This is a genomic window from Neptuniibacter caesariensis, assembly GCF_000153345.1.
Taxonomy (GTDB): domain Bacteria; phylum Pseudomonadota; class Gammaproteobacteria; order Pseudomonadales; family Balneatricaceae; genus Neptuniibacter; species Neptuniibacter caesariensis.
This window is the reverse complement of the sequence record NZ_CH724126.1, coordinates 498,323-514,078: the sequence shown is the minus strand read 5'-3', so window position 1 is coordinate 514,078 and position 15,756 is coordinate 498,323. Positions and strand designations below refer to the sequence as shown.

Genomic DNA, 15,756 nt, shown 5'->3' with positions numbered 1-15,756 from the left:
TTTTTAATCGGTAAAAGGCTATAACCCCCTAACGATGTATTTATTCTAAGGATCAGACCCTATGTCCCCACGCATTGCCCATAGCCCTGAAGATGCGGTTTCCTCTATTAAGGATAATGAAGCGATCTGGACACATAACATGGCGGCCACGCCGGATCTTTTACTCAAAGGCCTGGCTAAACATGCGTTAACACGTCGCAATCTAACCTTGTTACAACTACATACCGAAGGCGAAGGTGCTGCGATGATGGTCGCACCCGAACTTCAAGGACACTTACGCTGTCGCTGCTATTTCGTAAGCGCGGTCACCCGTAAGGCTGTACAGCGTGGCGATGCAGATTATGTACCCATGCTTCTGGCTGAAGTGCCTAAACTTATTCGCAGTGGCGCCCAAGCGGTCGATACTGCCATTATTCAGGTGAGCCCACCTGACAGGCACGGAAACTGTTCTTTAGGTATCTCTGTTGAAGCAACCAATGCTGCGCTAGAAAAAGCGGGCAAGATCATTGCCCATATCAATCCTAAAATGCCACGTACCCATGGTGATGGAGTGATTGCCTATAACCGTTTCCATACGGTTTATGAAGAAGCTGCCGAATTGAGTTTGCATGCACCCGCTGAACAAAATGATGTCTACCAAGCCATTGGCGAAAATGTTGCTGCACTGGTTGAAGATCGCGACTGTATTCAGACAGGTATAGGCGCGATTCCCGATGCCGTTCTGGCTTGCTTAGGGGATCGAAAAGACCTTGGAGTCCACACGGAAATGTTCTCCGACGGGCTGCTTCCTTTGGTGGAAAAAGGCGTGATCACGGGCGCTTACAAGAAAAACCACCCGGGTAAAATCGTCACCAGCTTTGTCATTGGTAGCCAGGCACTGTATGACTTTGTCGATGATAATCCGGCGGTCCGTTTTTTGGATACCGAATATGTAAACGATATGCGCAGTATCCGCCGCAACCCCCAAGCCATGTCTATTAACAGCGCTCTACAGATCGATCTGAGCGGCCAGGTTTCAGCTGACTCCATGGGTACTAAAATCTACTCCGGTTTTGGCGGGCAAGTCGACTTTGTACGTGGAGCTTCACTTTCCGAAGGTGGGCGAGGCGTCATTGCCCTGCCATCCACTGCAGCTAAAGGAAAAGTTTCCCGTATTACAACGACGCTTTCAGATGGCGCGGGGGTCGTCACCTCACGTGCTCATGTGCATTATATTGCCACTGAATATGGGGTCGTCGATCTGCGCGGAAGCAGCCTGCGTGAGCGGGCCAAAAACCTAATCGAAATCGCCCACCCTGATTTCCGCGAAGCATTGAACCAGGAAGCATTTGAGAAACTGCATTTGCGCTTTAACTAAGGAACCTCAATCAGCTATGCAACATTCGCTTAAAAAGATTGTCTGTAAAAGAACAAGTCTTTTTAAGGTAGCTAGCCCGTATGACACAAAAGCAATTATTTGCCCGATATCTTAAAGACCTGCCGGATGGCCGATTACAATGGATCGGCCTCAGGCCCGGTCATAAACAGGAGATGGTTCGTGTAGAAACAGCACAAGCGATTGCCCGGTTGGGTTTAGAGGGTGATCACCGCTGCTACAAAACGCCTGACTCTGGCAGGCAGGTGACGCTGATCTCCACTGAATTTATCCACATAATCGAAACTTACACTGGACTCACCCAGATAGATCCCGCTTTGTTACGCAGAAACCTGGTAGTGAGTGGGATCAATCTAAACGCCTTGCGCCACCAGCAGTTTCGCATTGGTCATGCACTATTTGAAGCCACCGCCCTGTGCCACCCCTGTGTACGAATGGATCAAACCCTCGGCAGCGGAGGGGCGGCAGCTATGCTCGGGTATGGAGGCTTATGCGCCAGAGTTCTGGAATCGGGCGAGATTCGTTTAGGGGATTTGCTTAAACCGGTAGCAACTGGCTAAAAATTTGCCGCATTAAATATAGATACTAAGCAGTTTAGCGCTACATTTATTACATCAACGATCATATTGCTGAATGAGACCTTCCCAATGAAATGGCTATACCCGACCCAACAGCGGACAGGATCGATTCTCTTTACCTATCTAGCGGGATTGTTACTCTCGTTGACTGCTTATGCCGATACCTCTCCTCCATTAAAAACCCATATTATCAGCCAGGGTATCTCATCTCCGTGGGGCATGGATTGGATAAGCGACCATCACCTTTTGATTACCGAAAAGTTTGTCGGGGGGTGGATTGTAGATATAAGGGATGGACAGAAGAAACCGGTGACCGGCTGGCCCACAAGCATCAATACACAGGGGCAGGGCGGATTATTGGATGTGTTGAGCGACCCAGAATTTGCAAATAACAGAACGCTTTATTTCAGCTACAGTCATCAGAATCAGGACAACAGATTCACCACCCAGATTGCGTCTGCACAATTAGCTGAAAATGGCGCTTTGACAGACTGGCAGATGTTGTTCACCGCACTACCTTACAGCAAGAAAGTCCATCACTACGGTTCGAGGCTCGCTATAAAAGATGACCAGTTGTATATCAGTGTAGGTGACAGAGGTAACCGTCATCGGGCTCAAGACCTGTCCGATCATGCGGGGAAAATACACCGTATCAACACAGATGGAACAGCCCCTAAAGACAATCCATTCATCGGCATAACATCCGCTTCGGGCCAACCTGTACCAGAAACGATCTATAGCTACGGACACAGAAACCCACAAGGCATGTATATCGACTCAGAAGGAACACTCTGGATTCATGAACATGGCCCCAGAGGTGGCGATGAACTTAATCGTGTTCTCAAAGGGCAGAATTACGGCTGGCCGGTTATCACCTATGGGCGTGAATACTGGGGCCCCTCCATTGGCGAGGGCACTCACAAAGAGGGCATGCAACAACCACTGTATTACTACGTGCCCTCCATCGCCCCCTCAGGGCTGATTCGATATGAATCTGGCTTATTTGAGAGCTGGCAAGGAGACTTTCTGATGGGTGCATTGAAAGAACGTCACCTTAATCGGCTCTCTGGTAAAAGCCAGTCAGGTGAACTCCAGGAATCGCGATACCTTGAAGATCTGGATTTGAGGATCAGAGATATCGCGGTAGATCAGCAAGGCGCCATTTATCTCATTACAGATGAGAGCAATGGCAAGCTGATTCAGGTAACGCCTTGAATGGACCAGGTAGCTTTCACAGCAAAGAGAACCTGGGATCACTGTGAAAGCAGAGTGAGCTGGGAAGCGCTTACTTCCCTAGGGTATCTTTTAGGAAGTCAGAGAACGCATCCCATGATTGTTCATCGGCAACTTGCTGATAACGCTTAGAGCCAATAACCGTAAAGGCATGCGGCGCACCGGAATATACCTGAATCTCATAGGGTGTTTTCGACGCTTCAAGTTCGACTGATAACTGCGCAACGTCTGACATCGGTATCGCCGCATCAGCACCACCATGAGCGACAAAGATTGGTGCGGTGACGCCACTGTAACTCTGGCCCTCTGGCGTTTTTAGGCCGCCATGGAAAGTACTGAAACCCGCAATATTGTCTGCTTTTCCTGAACGAGCAAGCTCCAGAGTTGCAGCACCACCAAAACAGTAACCCATTACAACCGTGGGCTGAGTGCCTGATTTACGGGCTTCGTTCAAACCACCCAAAATAAGCGAACGCATCCGCTCTCTATTTTTATAGAGCTTTCCTGTTTCGGCTTTTTTAGCACCGGTTTCCACCGGACGATTACCCTTACCGTATAGATCGACGGCAAAAACATCGTACCCCATTGAGGCAAGCATCTCTGAGCGTTTAACCTCATAGTCGGTCAAGCCATCCCAGTCATGTATAACCAACACCAGGCCTTTTGAAGCGCCTGATGCTTTGGCCGCATAGCCTTCAAAAGCCTCACCCCCCGACCGTGTAATTAACCACATTGCCTGCTTGGGAGAAAAATGGAACCAAAGAGAAAAGCCCTGCGGCTATTATAGATTTGCGCATTATTCTTATCCTTCTGAAGCCGTTTATTGCAAATTCCTAATCGCGAATCGCCGCTCATGTTTCAGTTATGAGAGGGTGAGACACTTGCCTTTAATTAGGAGCATTTCTTACTCGTGATCGAACTTAAACATAGGATCGATACGGATAATTGGCAAAAGTGGTTTAGTTTTGTGTGGGGAGGGGAAGAGTGGGATGAAAATGGCGCGTTTGGGATTATTCGCTGCGCTCCGTTGTCTCGCTTCGCTCGGCTCGAACCCAATCGGGGTGTTATTCGCTAAAGCTCACCCTACGGGCCATCGTCGCAAGCTCCGATGTTATCTTGCTTCGCTCGGTTCACCCTCCAGTTCGGTACTCTAAATGCCGAATGGGAATAAACTGAAAGATGTGAAGAAATATAAAAAAGTGGCGCGCCTGGAGGGATTCGAACCCCCGACCAACAGGATCGGAACCTGCTACTCTATCCAGCTGAGCTACAGGCGCACTCAAGAAGTGTTTGCGGGGCGTATTCTACCCATGCGGTTGGGATTCGCCAAGTATTATTAGCGATTAGGTTGCAGCGCGTTGAATCACTTCTGGTTCGTAGAGGGTTTTGATCTCAGTTTCCAGATCTGCCTGAAGGAGAACTTCCCATTCACGGACGTCTTCGGTGTAGGCAAGAAAAGAGTGGCAATAACCACAGCGATAAATTCTTTGATTGGGGATCTGACTTAACAGATTGAGGTCCAGAGATTTGTCTGGCTCTCCATGCAATGACTGGCAAACACACTCAGCTAACATTCCATTGCTGCTCATTTTGACGCACCACTAATTATTTAGACCTTAGTATAAAAACGTTGTACTCCTTTCAAAACTGAAAAGCTAATGTTTTTCTGAGAAAACGATCAAAAATGTAAATTTTTATAGCAAATCACAGAAATAATGCGCTAAATCACTCTGATAACCTCCATCACTGCCAAAGCCCCATTTCAGTTGTGATTATTTATCGCTATAATCCGCAGCCGGTGAAACTTTGAGCAGTCGTGTCTGAATATCCGCCCCTGAGCACCTCTTGAGGCTGGGCATCCTGACAGGCCGAGCTGCCCTTATTAAATATTTATGGTTGATTGAGAGGTCGTGACTGTGAAAAAAATCACTTCAGCACTGGTTGCTCTAGGTCTGGGTGTTGCATTGAGCGCATCTGTTCAGGCTACATCTAATGATGAAGCTGTAGCTGAGCGTATCAAGGCAGTAGGTTCTGTTTGTATCGAAGGTGATGACACCTGTGGTGGCGCGGCTGCGGCTCCAGCTGCTGCAAGCGGCCCACGTTCTGGCGCAGACGTTTACACTGCTAAATGTGCAAGCTGCCACGCTGTAGGCGTTGCAGGTGCTCCTAAGTTCGGTACGTCCGAGTGGACTGACCGTGCAGGTAAAGGCATGGAAACACTGCTGGCTAACGCGATCAACGGTATCAACGCTATGCCGCCAAAAGGTCTGTGTGCTGACTGTTCTGACGAAGAACTTCAGGCTTCGATCCAGCACATGATCGATAGTGCTCAGTAAGCGTTACGCTTTATAAAAAAGGCCGCATTAACGGCCTTTTTTAATGTCTGAATTAAGCGGTTAATCAAATAGCCCTTTTAAGCTGCTTAGGGTCGCCTGACCTTTCTTCTGATTTTGCACCTGACATTTTTCCCCTGAACCCTCGACTTCCAGATCTTCCGGCGGGAGTTCATCTAAGAAACGACTCGGCATACAATCCATCACTTCACCATACTGCTTACGCTGTTTTGCCAGCGTGATGGTCAGACACTGTTTGGCCCGGGTAATCCCAACGTAAGCCAGGCGCCGTTCCTCTTCGATATTGTCCGTTTCTATGCTGTTGCGATGGGGCAGAAGCTCTTCCTCCATTCCCATCAGGAACACATGCGGAAACTCCAGACCTTTTGATGCATGAAGGGTCATCAGCTGAACGCGGTTAGAGTCATCCTCTTCTTCCTGGCGATCCAGCATATCGATCAGCATCAGACGGTTGATCGCTTCCTGAATACCCGCATCCGGATCATCTTCCTGTAAACGCTCCAACGTTGCTTTAAGCGAGTCCATCAGGAACCAAACGTTCTGCATCCGTTTTTCGGCCATCGCTTCGCTGGAGCTGTTCTGAGCGATCCAGCCCTCATAATCGATATCCCGGATCATCTCATTGATCGCAGCGATAGGATCACCGCTATGGCACTGCCGGTAGATATGCTGCATCCAGTCACAGAAACGTCTCAGCCGTTCGACAGCATTGGCCGGCATTGCCTGCTCCAGACCCAGTTCGCTGCACGCGTTGAACATACTGATCTGACGATCAACCGAATACTGCCCTAACTTCTGAAGCGTACTTGGGCCGATCTCACGGCGCGGTAAGTTAATGATTCGCAAGAAGGCGTTATCATCATCCGGGTTAACCAGAACCTTCAGATATCCCATCAGGTCTTTGATCTCAGCCCGAGCGAAGAAGGATGTTCCACCGTTGAGTTTATAAGGCACCTGGAAATGCTGTAGTTTCATTTCCAGTAGTCGAGCCTGGAAGTTACCGCGATAGAGAATTGCCATATCCCTGAACTGGACCCCGTTACGCAGATGCAGATCGGTGATCTCCATAGCAATACGTTCACATTCACCGTCTTCATTTTTGGTGTGGATAACCCGGATCGGATCACCCATCCCCATCTCACTCCATAAGGTTTTCTCATAGACGTGGGGGTTATTCGCGATCAGCGTGTTGGCGGCTTTCAGGATACGGCTGGTCGAACGGTAGTTCTGCTCAAGCTTGACCACCTTTAGGCTCGGATAATCCTGTTCCAACTGGTTAAGGTTTTCCGGGCGCGCGCCTCGCCAGGCATAGATCGACTGGTCATCATCACCTACCACCGTCAGCGCACCACGATGGCCTACCAGTAGTTTCACCAATCGATACTGAGATAAGTTGGTATCCTGATACTCATCCACCAGCAGATAACGTAATCTGTTTTGCCAACGCTCCAGCACATTAGGATGTTCAGTAAACAGACGAACCGGCACCAGAATGAGGTCGTCAAAATCCACCGCATTATAGGCCCTAAGGTGCTGTTCATAGACTTCATAAGCCCGCGCGGCCAGAATATCCTGCGGTAGTTGCGCCTGAACTAACGCCTCCTCGGGCGTTAACATCTCGTTTTTCCAGTTAGAGATCTGATTTTGCACAAAGTCCACCTGATCAGTGTCTTCATTGTGGTGCAGCATCAGATCCTTGAGGAGTGCTTTGGTGTCCTGATCATCAAAGATAGAGAAACCGGGTTTAAAGCCAAGGGTTTTATATTCACGCTTTATAATTGTTAGCCCAAGGTTATGAAAAGTCGCGACCGTTAAGCCCTTAGCATTTTTCCCTTCGAGCAAAGAGGTAACACGCTCTTTCATCTCGCGAGAGGCTTTGTTGGTAAAAGTTACCGCCGCAATATTACGTGCCTCGATTCCGCACTGATTAATCAGATAAGCAATTTTGCGCGTGATCACACTGGTTTTACCGGAACCTGCACCCGCAAGTACCAATAAAGGCCCACTTATGTATTCCACTGCTTCTTTCTGACGTGGATTCAATCGAGACATTAATTAAAAAACCTTCAAAAATAACTAAAGCTTTGCCCAAGCCCGCCGAAAAAGCTTAGACGATTAGCGAAAAACCGATTTAAAAAACAGAGCTAACTTGTTGATATAAATAGTTTAAAACAGTTGTTTAAATCCATTTCCCAGAGTGTTAATCTGCTTGTAATACGGCGGCACAATTATGACATGAAACCGTTTCCAGGGAGAGCCTTCCCCGGAAAAATATCCATGTTTTGTCTAACGTATCAGACTGGGGTAGTAGAAGATGCGCTCGGCGCAGAGTCAGCTTATTGATCAAACCAAAGTCGTTCTGTTGATAGATGATAGTCAGCGGAACTTTGACAAAATCCACCCTGTACTGGCACAACATACCCAGTACAGTGTAGAGAGTTGTCACAGCCATGTGGAAGCCTTTTCGCGACTGCAGGCTGGCGATGTTGATCTCATCCTGTTCAGCTGCAGTTGCAGCCCTCTTCCTTGTCCGAGCATTATTGCAGACCTGCATCGCAGTTACCCATCTATCCCGATCATCGCACTGAGTGAACATATCGATGATGAACAAGGGCAACAGTTACTTGATGGATACGCTGCGGATTATTTGTCGACCGATACCCTGAATGCAGAGATTCTACTTCGCTCTCTTCGCTACGCACTGAATACCTCAAAACAGCATCATGAAATACAAGTGCTTCGTGACTCAGACATGCTGACGATGGTCAGCAACCGCCAGTCTTTCTATCTTCAGTTGAAAAACAAGCTAGCGCAGCAAAACGCCAATAAGCGCCAGTTGGTATTGATTACCGTTGATCTGGATGAATTTCGTAAATTCAATTCTCACTATGGGTTCAGTACTGGGGATCGTGTTGTTCTGGAGATGGGCAGCCGTATTCAATCAACCATTCGCGCAGACGAAATTGTCGCCCGACTTGGCAGTGACGAGTTCGCCATGCTGCTGGACCTTCCCCCAGAGGCAGATTTAAAACGAACAACCAAAGATTACCTTAATAAACTTCTTACCTGCCTGGATCAACCCTACTGCCATGGCAATATAGAGACCCGTATTCATTGCAGTATCGGTGTCACCTTTGCACCAGAGCATAGCTCAGAGATCGATAAACTCACCCGTTTTGCTACCCACGCTAGGATGAATGCTAAGCAAGTTCATGGATGTAGTTACGCATACTACCGCCCTGGCATGGAAGAAAATGCGGATAACCGCACTGAACTGGGTGCGGATATGACCCGCGCCCTGCACCTGAACCAGTTTGAACTCTACTACCAGCCACGTATCGACCTCGGTAGTGGAGAGATTACCGGAGCAGAAGCTTTGATTCGCTGGAACCACCCAGTCCATGGTTTAGTTATGCCTAGCGACTTCATTCCATTGAGTGAACGCAATGGCATGATTGTATCCATTGGTTACTGGGTGCTTTACCAGGCAGGAAAGCACCTAAAAGCGCTCAGAGAAGAAGGCCTCTCTATCAACCGCCTGGGGATCAACCTCTCGTTCCGCCAGTTCAAAGATGATCGTCTGGTCGAGACAATCAAACGCATCATCAAGCAGGAGGAGATTGACACCTCCGTTCTGGAATTCGAACTGACTGAATCCGCCATTTTCAGCGACGAAGAGCATGTGCGAAGCTGCCTGACCTCTCTCGCTGAAGAGGGAATCACATTCTCGCTGGATGATTTCGGCACGGGCTACTCTTCCTTCTCTCTGCTGCATAAGCTACCGATCAGCGCCCTGAAGATCGACCGCTCTTTTGTCAGCCAGGTTAACGAGTCATCTGAGGCTGCAGAGATTGTCCGCTCGATCATTAGCCTGACCCAAAACATGTCGATCAAGGTGATTGCGGAAGGTGTTGAAACCCGCCAACAACTAGAGTTCCTGATCAAACATGACTGTGATGAGATCCAGGGCTTTTTCTTCAGCCCACCGGTGCCTTTTGCTGATTTTAAGCGCATGCTCAGCAAACCCGGCAAAAAGGCCAGCGGCGAATAAATTCACCACAATCTAGCCTATAGAATTACGCGCAGAGACACGATAGCTCAGCGCTTCAAACAGATGCTTACGTTCGACATGCTCAGCGCCATCCAAATCAGCAATCGTTCGCGCAACTCTTAAAATTCGATGATATGCCCGGGCTGACAGTTGCAACTTATCCAGTGCCGCTGCCAACATCTCTTTATCGTCTTCGGCAACTTTACATACTGTCTCCAACTGCTCACCCGCCAAGTGCTGATTTGGGCACTGCTGCCTCGCTTGCTGCCGAGCCCGGCTCTCTACAACCCTCTGCCTCACATCTGCACTGCTTTCTGCGCCTACCGGTGCGTCCATCAGCTCTTTTTGCGATATAGCCTGGACACTCAGCTGTATATCAATTCGATCCAATAAGGGCCCTGAGACTTTACCCTGATAACGACGCACCTGATCGGGGCTACACCGGCAACGATCCGTACCGTCGGCAAAATAGCCACAAGGGCAGGGGTTCATTGCACTCACCATTTGAAACTGAGCAGGAAACACAGTTTGTCTGGCTGCGCGGGAGATAAGAATTTCTCCGGATTCTAAAGGCTCACGCAGAACCTCCAATACCGCCCGGCTGAACTCAGGCAACTCATCAAGAAACAGCACCCCTTGGTGCGCCAAAGAGATTTCACCCGGTTTGGGGTTGCCTCCTCCACCGACTAAAGCGACAGATGAAGCCGTATGGTGAGGGGTACGAAAAGGGCGGCTTCGCGGCAGCCCTTGCCCCTGAGGTGTTTGAAGTACCGAATAGATAGCAGCCACAGACAGGGCCTCAGCCTCGGTCATTTCAGGGAGCAGTCCGGGTAACCGATTAGCCAGCATGCTTTTACCACTCCCTGGCGGTCCGACTAACAGGATATTGACTACCATTGAACCCCATAATAAATTTATTACTTACGTTATGTATGAGGGATATATGAGAGAGCCAATAGCTGTTTACTACATTCGTTACAGTTCAATGCAGCAAGAGGATGGCGACTCTGAAAGACGCCAATTACACCTCATTGAGATGTACGCAAAAGCTAATAATCTCCGCATAGATGAAAGCTTAAGCGCGAAAGATCGTTCTGTATCCGCTTATCATGGGGCGAACATGAAGAGTGGAATGGGTGATATTTTAAATCATATCAAAGAAGGGAGGCTGCAAGATGGGGACTACTTGCTCTTAGAAAACCTTGATCGCTTTTCCAGAGACCACATTTTGCAATCTGCACCAACACTGTTTCAGATTATTAGCAACGGCATCAATGTTGTAACTGTATCTGATGGTCAGCTCTTTTCAAAAGATGGCACAGCCCTTATGACAATGATGCAGTCCATAATGCAGCTAAGCCGTGCGCATGATGAAAGCAAAGCAAAGTCTGATAGAGGCAAAGCGGTTTGGGACGCTAAAAGAGAAGCCATTAAAGTAGGTAATAGCAACAAAATAATGACATCAGTGTCCCCTAATTGGCTGAAACCCAACAAGGATAAGACCGAGTTTGTAATTCATGAAGAACGAGCAAATATCGTAAAGCGTATTTTTGATTTATCAGATCAAGGAATCGGCTCTGTTTCCATTACAAAGATTCTTAATGGAGAGAATATCCCCACTTTCGGAAGAGCAGAATTCTGGCAAAAGTCAGCAATTGATAAGATTCTAAACTCTCGAGCAGTATTAGGAGAGTGCGAGTTTTATACTGGCCAAGTTCTGGAGAATGGTAAGAAAAGGCGAGTATCAACAGGAATAGTAGTTAAAGACTACTACCCAAAAGTAATCAGCGAAGCTCTATTTGATAGAGTGCAAATGAAGCGAAAATCCAGAGTCACTGGAGGAGGAGGCAGAAAAGGCAGCCTTTTTTCAAACCTGTTTACAGGAATTGTTAAGTGTGGTGAATGCAATTCTACAATGCAATTCATCAATAAAGGAAAAAGACCGAAAGGAAGGACATATCTGAAATGTCGAGGCCATGAACATGGGACTCGTTGTAAAGGTGTGAACTGGAGATACGACAAAGTAGAAAGTCATATTATCAATTTAATGCAGCACCTTCCGATCCAAGACTTACTTCCTCAAGAAGCACAAGAAACACAGCTCATGCAGCAAGAGAAGGAAGTCCAAGCTATGGAAAACTCTGTCATGGAAATCAATAGTAAAATATCCAAACTCCTCGATATTTTAGATGATTGTGATAATAGCGCTATAAAGAGCATTACAGAGCGAGTCTCCACCTATCAAAATAAATTAGACGCAGAACAGCATAAACTGAGTGCTCTAAAATCTAACTACCTACTAGAGCGAGAGAAGATAGAGCACGCAGAAGATAAAATCAGAACGCTGAGAGGATTATTGGACTTTAAGGCAAGCTCTGAAGAAAGTTTGTGTGTGACAAGAGCAACTATCAATGCTCGACTCAAGGGAGTAATTTCTCAAATCAGGTTCTGTTCGACCAAAGGTGAGCACAACCGCTGGGGGGGAAAAGTCTTCTATATCCACATGAAAAATGAAGAAACCTATATCTGTCGTATAGATCCTCCTAGCTATTTGAAAGTAGGCCTAGATTCAGAAATAGCAGCTGAGAACATGACTAAACTCATCACAGGCCATCTTGAAATAGAGCCTCTGAAAGTTCCTGATGCTTCCCCTGAACTACAAGAGGCATATTTAAACAAATTTGAGAACACTGTTTCTAAATAGGGGACTATGAGTCCCCCACATTTTATATGCGGTAATTTTGAAGCAGATTGCTGTGTTTAAAAGCTAAGGTCTTGAGACAGCTCGGAGGTACGTACTTTAGGACTTTTCTTGATATCAGTCTCAGAATCAGTAATGGGTTTTAATCCCATTCTTTGAGCTGGTGTTAACCCATCGAATTCTTCCATATGTTTCCTATATGCAGATTCCTGTGCTGCAAGCTCTCTAGCTCGAAGCTTTGAAGCTTCTATAGCAGCGTCCTTAACGATGGCGTGTGCCTGATTAGGACTTTTCATACCTGTTATTTCATAAAGCTCAGCCAATCTACTTCTATCTGATTGCAGAGTAGCTATCTGCTTTTTCATGGAAGTAACTTTCTTCGAAAATTTATGATTTAAAGCAGCATTTAGCTTCTCTATCTCAGCTAATCTTTGAGCAAGCTGGGTAAGAATCGTAAAAGCGTTGTTTAGCACAGTTTTGTAGTTTAAAAAACCTACTGGTTGCTCCCTTATAGCTTTGACAGATTGCATCGTATTCTGAACTTCCTGTGATGCTTCTCTAAGCTCCTGCTCTAACTCTCCATAGAACTTGCGAATATCTTGATGCCTAGACCTGGAGTTCTCTATTCCACGGCAAAGTCCATAACCTGACATGCTCTTAGCATAATCAGTCTGTAATTTTTTTAGTTTAGGCTTATCAAAATAGTGTTTTGCAGAGAGTTTCATTCCTCCAGAATTAGATTGATAGATTGGAGTAACTATTGCATGAATGTGAGGTGTGCTTTCATCAAGATGAAGATCGAAACTAACCAAACTTTCACCATGTTTTTTCTTTAAATATTCGAAATTAGATTTAGCCCAACTCTTGATTTCTTCATCGCTCTTCATATGAAAAAATTCAGGACTTGCCGAGAGCAAATATTCATTTGCAATAACTGCATTTTTTCGTGGTTTTATGCCATGCTTTCTGTGAATCTCTTTGATTCTTTCTACTGGATCTCTTGCTCCCCAATGAATATTATTAGATTTGCTTTTAGGATTAGAGTTTGCAGGCTCTACTAACCTTCTATTATGAGTGTTAGCTCCCCTAACATTTGCAAACGACTTTAGTTTTTCTACTCTTATAATTGTAAACATAACATCACCTTCTTATTATTATTGTAATGATGATTAACCTTATTTTAAAAATAAGGCTCACCAGGCTAGGCCTGACTTTTATTAAAAGTGTAGTGAGTACACTTTTATAAAACCATTTCTAAATAGATATCTTAAAGCACCTTCTGACGCTCCCTGCCAAGCGATTCCATCTCATCGTTCAGAACTCTTAACTTAGGAGTCAAACTCCATAGAATCGACTCACAGGGCGCCTCAGCCATCTTTTCTCTCAGGCAGTCAATCTGATCTTGAAGCCTATCCATTTTATGATTTATTTCGTAAAGCTCAAAATTCATCGCATCTCCATTTCTATCTAAAAAAGAAAAGATTATTAACAATTTCAAAGCAACAATCAATCACAAAAAAATTAAGTATAAAAACTACAAAAAATAAAATTTCGGATATTTAAAAATAAAGATAATACTGCTTTTTGATAACAACCTACATTCTCGGATAACTATCACTAAGTGCCACCAATAATATTTTAGTAGAATATTTACCGTCATTTATTTTTAGAAATTTTTGTTGACAACAAATGCTTTACATATAGAATCACTATCGCTACCAACCCTTAAAATCAACCAAAATGAAGAGACAAATATTAGACATATGCTATAGAAGGATTAACCAGATACCGCTAGAAAAACTCTGCAATGAAATAGACAGTAAATATAATACTGACGAATTACCCAACCTTCTATTCTCAACACCTGATTTCGAAACAACCGAATTTTACAAAGAAAACTTTCATAATTTCTCTAATATCGAGAGGAATATTTCGTACTTCGAAGATCTCTCAATCAAGGATATCGCTTTAAGAGCTAGAGAGTTATCAGGAAAGATAATTTCCACTTATGGCGACATATCCTCAAACAGAAACCACGTCACTCTATATGATGTTATGAAGTTCTATGAACCTTTCCTGTGTATAAAGGTTCCAACAGGGCTTACTCATTCTGGATATCTAAACTTCCTTGAAAACCTTCCAAGAAAGTGGAAACGGCTTGTAACAAAAGAGTCATTACACAGTGCACATCTTTTAGAACTTATAGGTTCGAGAGAGGAACAATCAGAGATAATTGATGAAAATACTGCTCGCCTTGTCCAAGAACGTGACGAAGCCAATGAGGAGTATCTAAAGCAAAGAGCTTTACTGATTAACAACAGGGAAATCCCTATAACTTGCGGTGCCGAGCGATTACGGAATAAATTCAATGAAACTTACTCTGTAATTAAAGGACTTGAAGCTAAAGCTGTTGACGAAGGAAAGAGCTATATTTTTGTCACAATGACGGCCTCTCCCGAGTTCCACCCTTCCCCCAAAACAGGAGACTCTAGTTGGAATCTCTCAAAAGTAAGCTCTGCACACCAAGATATTCTAAAAAGGTGGCAGAATGTCAAAAAACGTTTAGCTAAGCGTAATATCAGCTTTTCAGGCTCAGATAATAGTTTTCATATATTTGGTATACGGGTAGTAGAACCTCACCTAGATGGCTGCCCACACCATCATGCCCTTTTATTTTTGGACTCTGAAATAATTTCGACTGTACAGGAAGTATTTACCGACGTCTTTGACTTCTCGAATAAAGCCGTAGATATAAAAGTTCAAGATGAAAGCCTTGAAGACTCAGCGACCGCAGCAAGTTACTGTACTAAATATCTGCTTAAGACATATAACCTCACTAACGATTACTTAGAGGATGATGAAAATCACAAAATCAAAGTATCCGACGAAAATAGTAATAAGGTAAAAGTATCCAAGAGTGATGCTGTTTTACTTTGGCGAAAAGCTCTTGGGATAAGGGCTTACGCCTTAATTGGTATTAAAGCAAAAATTGCCAAGTACAGAAGCTTACGATATTTAAAAGACCTAACTAAAAAAGGCAATAACCAAGTTTCTAGCAAACTTTCCAAAGCTATAAAGTCTATTTTAAATCCTAAAAAGAAAGACGGACAATTTTATAGATATATGAATTTGGAAAGCACTATAGACTATAGGGAAGATATCAGAAGCAACGGTTCTAAAGTGAAGTATATTCTTGATACTATCAACTGTGGCAAACAAACATCTAATGTGTGTTGGCTACCAGATGTATGTTGGTTATGTAGTGGGCTTTATCAGATGATACCAGCCTCTAAGAAAGAGAAAAGTGATGTTGATACAACATAACTGGGTAAGTGCCAGCATTTAAAAAATTATCTCAAAAAGGCTAGATGGATCTAGTATGCATTCTTTGGGCTAGAGCCAGAGGTATGGCTAGAATTTGCCATACCTTCTTCAGCCTTTCCTTTAACGGGGCATATTCACTT

The 15,756-nt window shown here is 45.2% G+C and carries 14 protein-coding genes and 1 tRNA gene; 8 read left to right on the top strand and 7 right to left on the bottom strand.

Annotation, left to right across the window (positions count from 1 at the left end; all coding sequences use genetic code 11):
- Nucleotides 1–61: 61 nt before the first annotated feature.
- The 3 genes from MED92_RS12080 to MED92_RS12070 all read left to right on the top strand — a co-directional run bounded on the left by MED92_RS12080 (nt 62) and on the right by MED92_RS12070 (nt 3,168).
- A complete protein-coding gene (locus tag MED92_RS12080) occupies nt 62–1,357 on the top strand; it encodes an acetyl-CoA hydrolase/transferase family protein (protein WP_007021832.1) in 1,296 nt (431 codons plus the stop codon).
- 80 nt (nt 1,358–1,437) lie between these two features.
- Nucleotides 1,438–1,935, top strand: a complete 498-nt coding sequence (locus MED92_RS12075; protein ID WP_007021831.1) for an MOSC domain-containing protein — start codon at nt 1,438–1,440, stop codon at nt 1,933–1,935.
- An 87-nt stretch (nt 1,936–2,022) separates the two neighbouring features.
- A complete protein-coding gene (locus MED92_RS12070; protein ID WP_007021830.1) occupies nt 2,023–3,168 on the top strand; it encodes a PQQ-dependent sugar dehydrogenase in 1,146 nt (381 codons plus the stop codon).
- 70 nt (nt 3,169–3,238) lie between these two features.
- On the opposite strand, the gene MED92_RS12065 is transcribed toward MED92_RS12070, so the two are convergent.
- Nucleotides 3,239–3,919 (bottom strand): dienelactone hydrolase family protein, encoded by a 681-nt coding sequence (locus tag MED92_RS12065; protein ID WP_007021829.1) that lies wholly within the window; start codon nt 3,917–3,919, stop codon nt 3,239–3,241.
- 177 nt (nt 3,920–4,096) lie between these two features.
- Here MED92_RS12065 and MED92_RS18995 point away from each other — a divergent pair, with 177 nt between their 5' ends.
- Entirely contained in the window at nt 4,097–4,261 is a 165-nt protein-coding gene (locus tag MED92_RS18995; RefSeq protein ID WP_154715217.1) for a hypothetical protein, read from the top strand.
- 125 nt (nt 4,262–4,386) lie between these two features.
- Here MED92_RS18995 and MED92_RS12060 read toward each other — a convergent pair.
- A tRNA-Arg gene (locus tag MED92_RS12060) sits at nt 4,387–4,463 on the bottom strand.
- A gap of 66 nt (nt 4,464–4,529) precedes the next feature.
- The gene (locus MED92_RS12055; RefSeq protein ID WP_154715216.1) at nt 4,530–4,775 is read right to left on the bottom strand and encodes a hypothetical protein; all 246 of its coding nucleotides are present in this window, start codon (nt 4,773–4,775) and stop codon (nt 4,530–4,532) included.
- A gap of 327 nt (nt 4,776–5,102) precedes the next feature.
- Between MED92_RS12055 and MED92_RS12050 the strand changes: the two genes are divergently transcribed.
- Nucleotides 5,103–5,522 carry a c-type cytochrome gene (locus tag MED92_RS12050; RefSeq protein WP_007021827.1) on the top strand — a complete coding sequence of 140 codons (420 nt, stop codon included), beginning with the start codon at nt 5,103–5,105 and terminating at the stop codon, nt 5,520–5,522.
- A 60-nt stretch (nt 5,523–5,582) separates the two neighbouring features.
- On the opposite strand, the gene rep is transcribed toward MED92_RS12050, so the two are convergent.
- Nucleotides 5,583–7,592, bottom strand: coding sequence for a DNA helicase Rep (gene rep / locus MED92_RS12045; RefSeq protein WP_007021826.1), 2,010 nt, complete (start codon nt 7,590–7,592; stop codon nt 5,583–5,585).
- 262 nt (nt 7,593–7,854) lie between these two features.
- Here rep and MED92_RS12040 point away from each other — a divergent pair, with 262 nt between their 5' ends.
- The gene (locus MED92_RS12040; protein ID WP_007021825.1) at nt 7,855–9,591 is read left to right on the top strand and encodes a GGDEF/EAL domain-containing response regulator; all 1,737 of its coding nucleotides are present in this window, start codon (nt 7,855–7,857) and stop codon (nt 9,589–9,591) included.
- A gap of 12 nt (nt 9,592–9,603) precedes the next feature.
- Here the strand turns inward: MED92_RS12040 and MED92_RS12035 are convergent, their stop codons facing one another.
- A complete protein-coding gene (locus MED92_RS12035) occupies nt 9,604–10,488 on the bottom strand; it encodes a YifB family Mg chelatase-like AAA ATPase (RefSeq protein ID WP_083774938.1) in 885 nt (294 codons plus the stop codon).
- Between the two features lie 46 nt (nt 10,489–10,534).
- On the opposite strand from MED92_RS12035, the gene MED92_RS18630 reads away from it, so the two are divergent.
- Entirely contained in the window at nt 10,535–12,295 is a 1,761-nt protein-coding gene (locus MED92_RS18630) for a recombinase family protein (RefSeq protein ID WP_162010866.1), read from the top strand.
- 56 nt (nt 12,296–12,351) lie between these two features.
- On the opposite strand, the gene mobV is transcribed toward MED92_RS18630, so the two are convergent.
- Both mobV and MED92_RS12020 read right to left on the bottom strand, forming a co-directional pair.
- A complete protein-coding gene (mobV, locus tag MED92_RS12025) occupies nt 12,352–13,428 on the bottom strand; it encodes a MobV family relaxase (RefSeq protein WP_007021822.1) in 1,077 nt (358 codons plus the stop codon).
- A gap of 131 nt (nt 13,429–13,559) precedes the next feature.
- A complete protein-coding gene (locus MED92_RS12020) occupies nt 13,560–13,742 on the bottom strand; it encodes a hypothetical protein (RefSeq protein ID WP_007021821.1) in 183 nt (60 codons plus the stop codon).
- 605 nt (nt 13,743–14,347) lie between these two features.
- Here MED92_RS12020 and MED92_RS12015 point away from each other — a divergent pair.
- A complete protein-coding gene (locus tag MED92_RS12015; protein WP_162010865.1) occupies nt 14,348–15,616 on the top strand; it encodes a replication endonuclease in 1,269 nt (422 codons plus the stop codon).
- Nucleotides 15,617–15,756 lie beyond the last annotated feature (140 nt).

Bases quoted from the DNA above. Each gene is read 5' to 3' on its own strand.
- MED92_RS12080 (WP_007021832.1), top strand. From the start codon at position 62: ATGTCCCCACGCATTGCCCATAGCCCTGAAGATGCGGTTTCCTCTATT.
- MED92_RS12075 (WP_007021831.1), top strand. From the start codon at position 1,438: ATGACACAAAAGCAATTATTTGCCCGATATCTTAAAGACCTGCCGGAT.
- MED92_RS12070 (WP_007021830.1), top strand. From the start codon at position 2,023: ATGAAATGGCTATACCCGACCCAACAGCGGACAGGATCGATTCTCTTT.
- MED92_RS12065 (WP_007021829.1), bottom strand. From the start codon at position 3,919: ATGTGGTTAATTACACGGTCGGGGGGTGAGGCTTTTGAAGGCTATGCG.
- MED92_RS12055 (WP_154715216.1), bottom strand. From the start codon at position 4,775: ATGAGCAGCAATGGAATGTTAGCTGAGTGTGTTTGCCAGTCATTGCAT.
- rep (WP_007021826.1), bottom strand. From the start codon at position 7,592: ATGTCTCGATTGAATCCACGTCAGAAAGAAGCAGTGGAATACATAAGT.
- MED92_RS12040 (WP_007021825.1), top strand. From the start codon at position 7,855: ATGCGCTCGGCGCAGAGTCAGCTTATTGATCAAACCAAAGTCGTTCTG.
- MED92_RS12035 (WP_083774938.1), bottom strand. From the start codon at position 10,488: ATGGTAGTCAATATCCTGTTAGTCGGACCGCCAGGGAGTGGTAAAAGC.
- MED92_RS18630 (WP_162010866.1), top strand. From the start codon at position 10,535: ATGAGAGAGCCAATAGCTGTTTACTACATTCGTTACAGTTCAATGCAG.
- mobV (WP_007021822.1), bottom strand. From the start codon at position 13,428: ATGTTTACAATTATAAGAGTAGAAAAACTAAAGTCGTTTGCAAATGTT.
- MED92_RS12020 (WP_007021821.1), bottom strand. From the start codon at position 13,742: ATGAATTTTGAGCTTTACGAAATAAATCATAAAATGGATAGGCTTCAA.
- MED92_RS12015 (WP_162010865.1), top strand. From the start codon at position 14,348: ATGAAGTTCTATGAACCTTTCCTGTGTATAAAGGTTCCAACAGGGCTT.